Annotated in this window: 1 protein-coding gene and 1 pseudogene; both read left to right on the top strand. The window is 26.5% G+C overall.

Annotated features, from left to right (window positions below; all coding sequences use genetic code 11):
• On the top strand, nt 1-534 hold a 534-nt coding region (locus BBA70_RS00925; RefSeq protein WP_252861475.1), incomplete at its 5' end, for a DnaB helicase C-terminal domain-containing protein.
• 25 nt (nt 535-559) lie between these two features.
• Nucleotides 560-958 (top strand): annotated as a pseudogene (locus BBA70_RS00920) (toprim domain-containing protein); the annotation flags it as partial.

Raw genomic sequence — 958 nt, 5'->3', positions numbered from 1 at the left:
GATTATGTAATTGATTTAGTTTATCGTTTTTATTTAGAAAAACAAGCAGAAATTATCGTAATTGACCACCTTCAAATAACCAAAACCACAAACCACTTAGAAAATGACCGTCTAGCAATTGATGAAATCATGACTAAATTAAAAAAATTAGCCATTGAATTAAACATTGTTATTATCATTTTATCTCAATTTTCAAGAGATACATACAGCAATTATCAAGGTAAATCACCAGAAATAACAGCTTTAAAAGGAAGTGGTGGAATTGAAACTAACTCAGATATCGTCTTAATGATGTCTGAATTCAAACCCAAACTATCCAAAGACAAAGAAAAGCCCATAAATATATATAATTCAACCTTAGAAGAACTATATTCAGACTATAATGACAATGAAAATCAAAAAATAATCGAAGTATGTATCAAAAAAAATAGAAGTGGTACCAAAAAAACCTTAATTTATCACTTTGAAATGACCACTCAAACCTTCCAAGAAATCGGTTATGTTTTACCTTATAAAATAGAAACTTATTATTAATCAAAAAAACTAGGAGTTAAAATAAATGAATTTTCAAGAAAAAATAAAAAATATTCAAATCAACTTTCCTATGTCAGTTTTATTAAAAAAATTAAATATAATACCACCAAAATTCAATCCCAAATATCGTTTTCCTTGTCCCATTCATCAAGGACAAAACCCAACTTGTTGCCATTTAACTTCAGATAATAAAATTCATTGTTGGAAATGTTGTAAAGATTACGATATTATTGATGTTTATATGGAAATAAGAGGAATTAAAACCTTCAATAACGCTCTTGAAAAAATCAATAACTTTATGAAAACTCAAGAATTTAAAAACTTAATCCAACAACAAACTTCAACCCCTAATATTTCTTACGAACCTTTTAAATATCAATACCACCACAATAAAATCAACAACCCAATTGATGAAAAAGAAATT

This window comes from New Jersey aster yellows phytoplasma, from assembly GCF_002554195.1.
Lineage (GTDB): Bacteria > Bacillota_I > Bacilli_A > Acholeplasmatales > Acholeplasmataceae > Phytoplasma.
This window is presented reverse-complemented; position numbering and strand designations above follow the sequence as displayed.